This is a genomic window from Staphylococcus sp. HMSC34C02, assembly GCF_001838705.1.
GTDB classification, from domain to species: Bacteria; Bacillota; Bacilli; order Staphylococcales; family Staphylococcaceae; genus Staphylococcus; species Staphylococcus borealis.
In genome coordinates this window covers 1-5806 of sequence record NZ_KV838571.1, presented here as the reverse complement: position 1 = coordinate 5806, position 5806 = coordinate 1, and the positions used below count along the sequence as shown (strand labels likewise).

Below are 5806 nucleotides of genomic sequence, written 5' to 3'. Positions count from 1 at the left end.
TACGTGCTAAAGCGACTGATAATGCAGAACATCCGAACAGTTCACTTTCTCAACCGAAGAAAGCGACTGATACAACGCCTCCAGGTAGTCCAATCGTTAATACTGACTTAACTGGTAAGGCGACTACTCGAACCACCTGTTGATGTGTCTTCTGATCCAAATACTCGTATTGAGTTATTAGATAAAGGTAATCACGTAATTGGAACAGGGACTACTGGTGCTAATGGTCATGTCATCATTACGCCAACTCAACCTATACCGGAAGGTAATGTAACTGCGAAAGCTTATGATAATGCGGAACATCCAAATGTCTCAACTTCTGCACCTAAGAAAGCAACAGATACTACACCTCCGACGGAACCAATTGTGACAAACGATTTAACTGGTAAAGCAACAACTCAAACACCAATTACAGTAACGACTGATCCAAATACGCATGTTGATTTACTTGATAAAGATAATCATGTAATTGGTTCAGGGACGACAGATAGTAATGGTCGAGTTACAATTACACCAACGGTGCCTATCCCTGAAGGTAATGTACGTGCTAAAGCGACTGATAATGCAGAACATCCAAATAGTTCTATGTCACAACCGAAAAAAGCGACTGACACAACTCCGCCAACGGCGCCTGTGGTTACTAGTGATTTAACTGGTAAAGCGACAACTACTGATCCTGTTGAAGTTACTACAGATCCGAATACGAAAGTGGAATTATTAGATAAAGACGGTAATGTTATCGGTTCAGGTACGACAGATAATACAGGTCATGTCACAATTACACCGACTAAACCTATTCCAGAGGGTAATGTTACTGCGAAAGCTTATGACAATGCAGAACATCCGAATAGTTCTACATCTGATCCTGTTAAAGCAACTGATACAACGCCACCAACTACTCCAACACTTGATACGGATTTAGGTGGCAAAGCTGGTACTCAAACACCTATTACGGTGACTACAGATCCAAATACGCATGTTGATTTACTTGATAAAGATGGTAATATCATTGGTTCGGGTACAACGGATGATACGGGACATGTCACGATTACACCGACGAAACCTATTCCGGAAGGTGATATTTACGCTAAAGCAATAGATAATGCTGAACATCCAAATAGCTCTGTATCTAAGCCAGTAAAAGCTACTAAATTGATTGTAAAATCTGATAAAAAAGCATTTATAAATGACCATTCAAAAGAGGATGGAAGCCATAATTCAACAAATAATAAACATACAATACCTGTTGAAAAAGGAAATATAACTAATACTATTACTAAAAATAAAGGAAAAGATTTACCAAATACTGGTGAAAAAGAATCAACTAATAATTCTTTACCTTATTTAGTTACACTACTAGGTAGCTTTGCATTACTAATTAGTAGAAAAAAGGAAAGAAAAGATAACAACAGAAATAAGTAATTCTAATATATATACTAATTAGAAAAAATCCACTGAAATCTTAAATGATTTCGGTGGATTTTTGATTTTAACTATATTTATATTTGAAATAAAATTCATACAAAAATTCATATCAATTTTACTCGTAAAAATTTCTGTAATTTCTAAAAATATACATTGACATCTACACATAGTTATGAAGAAACATTTTTATGAAATATTGATTAAGTCATAACTTCAACTCATTTATAAACGCATTAAAAAGAGACTACTATTTTTTAAATATCACAACACTTATTATTAAATGAATGATATAATAAAATTATATAAATTAAGTTTGATTTCTATCTTTAGTATGAAATTAAACTAACAGTTATATATATTGAGTAAAATTGAAATGTCGTAATTATGAACTTAATTCAATATATTTCCTTAATATTACTGTTATTAATTTAATTAATTTTCATTTAAAAAAGTAAAGGAGAATATCGCACCTATGAATCAACATAATCAATTACAAAAATTTAGCATTCGTAAATATGCAATCGGTACTTTTTCAACCTTAGTAGCGACATTCGTATTTTTAGGAGTAAACCATGACGCACAAGCTAGCGAGCAATTAAATACCACTCATCAACATTCGAATAGCAATCAAGAAAATTCAATTAACGAAAGCGCAAATACGCCAATTAAACCTTTAGATAATAAAATTACCACAGGTCAAGTTCAATCAAAACAAATCAAAGACAATATTAAAGAAACTAAATTAAATACACAAACTAACAATAAACAACAAGCTAATAACGATTTGAATGTTTCAAATCAGCCATCAAACACACATGTTAGAAAAAAGAGAGCTACTAATTCAGATGAAATTGATTTTAATCGAGTAGTAACAGGATCAGTTGATAATTCATCTGTTGCTGCACCAAATACTTCATCATCAACGCCTAATGATCAGCAAGCACCGCTTATTAAACCAACTTTCATTACAAGTGTAGGAGATGCAGCTAATACGAAAAGACCAATTGAGATTTTGACTTCACCAAATACTGATGTAGCTTTATTAGATAAAGATGGTGCGACAATGGGTACTGGTAGAACAAATGAAACTGGTCATGTCACTATTGTACCGCAACAATGGATTCCTAAAGGAAATGTTTCAGCTAAAGCAACACGTGGTTCAGAAAGTGTTACGTCAGACCCTGTTGAAGCATTAAATACTGATCCTCAACATAGACCATTTGTAATTGAAGTCACAACGGATCCTTTTACAAGAATAGAATTAAGAGACAAATATAATAAACCACTTGGAGCTTCTAGAACAAATGATAAAGGTCATGCGTATATCGTGCCAACAAGACCAATCCCAGAAGGTAATGTGACGGCTGTGGCAACAGATGATAGTGGTAACTCATCTACTTCAGATCCTAAAAAAGCAACTGACACAACACCACCTGACAAACCAATTATTCATACAAATTTAGTTGATAAGGTTGGTACATTAACTCCTATAGAAATCACAACTGACCCTGATACTAAAGTGGAATTATTTGATAAAGATAATCACTTAATAGGTAGTGGAATGACAGATCATACTGGACACATTACAATCACTCCTAGCAAACCATTAGTTGAAGGACCGATTACCGCTAAAGCAACTGATGATGCTGAAACGCCAAATAGTAGTTATTCAGATCCTGCAAATGTAACGGATTTAACACCACCAACTTCGCCTAATTTAGAAACTGACTTAGTTGGTAAAGCGGGTACCCAAACGCCAATCACTGTTACAACTGATCCGAACACTACTGTAGAATTGTTTGATAAAGATGGTAATAGTTTAGGAAGAGAGACAACTGATTCTACTGGACACGTAACTATTATACCTAATCGACCGATTCCTGAAGGCGAAGTTACTGCGAAAGCGACTGACAACGCAGAACACCCGAACAGTTCTACTTCTCAACCTAAAAAAGCAACTGACACAACACCGCCTATCGTTCCAACAATTAATACAGATATAGCAGGTAAAGCGGGTACCCAAACACCAATCACTGTTACGACTGATCCGAACACTACTGTAGAACTGTTTGATAAAGATGGTAATAGTCTCGGTTCTGGAGAAACAGATGGTTCTGGTCAGGTGACAATCATACCTAATAAAGCGATACCTGAAGGTAATATAATTGCTAAGGCGACTGACCATGCAGAACATCCTAATACTTCTACTTCTGAGCCAGTAAAGGCAACTGATACAACGCCACCTACAAAACCATCTGTTGTAGGTAGCTTAGATGGTAAAGCTGGCACTACTGATCCTGTGGAAGTAACTACAGATCCTAATACAAAAGTTGAACTTTTAGATAAAGATGGTAATGTGATTGGTTCAGGAGTGACTGATGGTACTGGTCATGCCTTTATTACACCGATTAAACCTATTCCCGAAGGCAATGTGACAGTTAGAGCAACTGATAATGCTGAAGTTCCAAATAGTTCAACATCTGATCCAGTTAAAGCAACTGATACGACGCCACCAAATGCACCAACTTTTGATACTGATATCTCTGAAAAAGGGGGAACATTGACACCAATTTCAGTAACAACTGACCCTAACACTAAAGTAGAATTATTAGACAAAGATTTACATGTTATTGGCTCTGGCGTTACTGATGAAAAAGGTAATGCGATAATTACACCAACAAAGCCAATTCCTGAAGGTAATGTTTATGCAAAAGCAACTGACAATGCTACAAAACCTAACAGTTCAATATCAAAACCTGTCAAAGCAACTGATACAACACCACCACCTAAACCAGTAGTTAAAGGTAGTATGAATGGTAAAGCGGGTACTAAAGATCCTATTGAAATTATCACTGAACCATACACTTATGTAGAGATCATTGATAAAGATGGGCGCGTGATTGGCTCTGGTAAAACGGATAAAAATGGACATGTGGTCATCACACCAACCAAACCTTATCCAGAGGGCACTATAATTATTAAAGCAACTGATAATGCTCAACCGCCGAATAGTTCATTCTCAGATCCAATTAAAGTAACGGATACTACAGCACCTAAAGAACCAGTAATTCATACAACATTAATTCATAAAGCTAATACAAAAACACCTGTTAAAGTTACAACTGATCCTTACACACTTGTCGAATTACTAGACAAATATGGACATGTCATTGGTAAAGCTACAACGGATGGCAATGGTAATGCAACGATAAAACCAACAACACCAATACCTGAAGGTGACGTGACTGTGAGAGCTACGGATAATGCAGAACATCCCAATAGTTCATTATCAAAACCTGTCAAAGCCACATTGTCTGATAATGATAAATCAGGTAAAAATAACGGTCATACTGGAAATGAAATTCCAAAAGATTTAAAACATAATGAAAAATCAAGTGGTCAAAATGATTATTTAAGCGACTATAATGTAAAGGATACTAACTCTAATGATCACAATCGAAATAAAGTTAATTCATTACCTGACACAGGTCTTAACAAAGACAATGCATCATCATCTGCATTATTATTTACTTCATTATTAGGTGGAATTGCATTATTAACAAGAAGACATAAAAAAGAAGAAAAATAGTATTTTGCTAAATAACTAAAATAACGAGTCCGGGACATAAAGTTCTTGGATAAGTGAATAAAAGACAATTTCTATTGAAATAATATAGAAATTGTCTTTTTTATAAATTTTTTGATTATTTTCAACTCGTTGAGCTGTTACTTTTCTTATATTCAGTGCTATTAATACAAAACCAAGTTCTCTTTTGACTTTATTGAGTCCTCGGACAGACATCCGAGTGAAACCCAAAATAGCCTTCATAAATCCAAAAACAGGTTCCACATCAATTTTTCTTTGACTGTAGATATTTTTTGTTTCTGGTTCTGAAAGCGTTTTATTAATTTGAGCTTTAAAATATTCCCAATTATAATTCTTCATTATTCTTTTATTTGTTTTTGAATTGAAGTTCATACATTGGTGTTTCAGAGAACATTCTGAACAATCATCACATTCATATAATTTAAAGTCTCATTTAAAACCATATTTATCATGGCGATTGGCATTCGCCTCAACTTTCGTACCATCAATAAAAATAGCCTGTTCATCTATAAGATTTTGTTTCAAACATTGACTATGAAATTGAATAAATAGTGATTCTAATAAAGCATCTACTTTTGGATTTACTCTAAATCGATTAATTGTTTTATAAGAAGGTTTTTGATTTTGTGATAGCCACATCATTCGGATGCTATCATTAAGTATTTTTTAAGTAATACAATGTAAAATTACATATAAATACAAAGTATTTTGGCGAGACTCTTACGTTGATTATTAATGAACATAAGTGCTAGCGCACTTATGTAAGAAATTCTA

General features: G+C 34.3%; 2 protein-coding genes and 1 pseudogene. 2 read left to right on the top strand and 1 reads right to left on the bottom strand.

All coding sequences use genetic code 11. The annotated features are described in order from the left end of the window. Positions 1-144: 144 nt before the first annotated feature. Positions 145-1422: a hypothetical protein gene (locus HMPREF3239_RS04495; protein ID WP_070854865.1), complete on the top strand. Its 1278-nt coding sequence runs from the start codon at positions 145-147 to the stop codon at positions 1420-1422. A gap of 475 nt (positions 1423-1897) precedes the next feature. Further along, positions 1898-5014, top strand: a complete 3117-nt coding sequence (locus HMPREF3239_RS04490) for a YSIRK-type signal peptide-containing protein (RefSeq protein ID WP_070854864.1) — start codon at positions 1898-1900, stop codon at positions 5012-5014. A 26-nt stretch (positions 5015-5040) separates the two neighbouring features. On the opposite strand, the pseudogene HMPREF3239_RS12055 reads toward HMPREF3239_RS04490, so the two are convergent. After that, a pseudogene (locus HMPREF3239_RS12055) lies at positions 5041-5698 on the bottom strand (transposase); the annotation flags it as partial. Positions 5699-5806 lie beyond the last annotated feature (108 nt).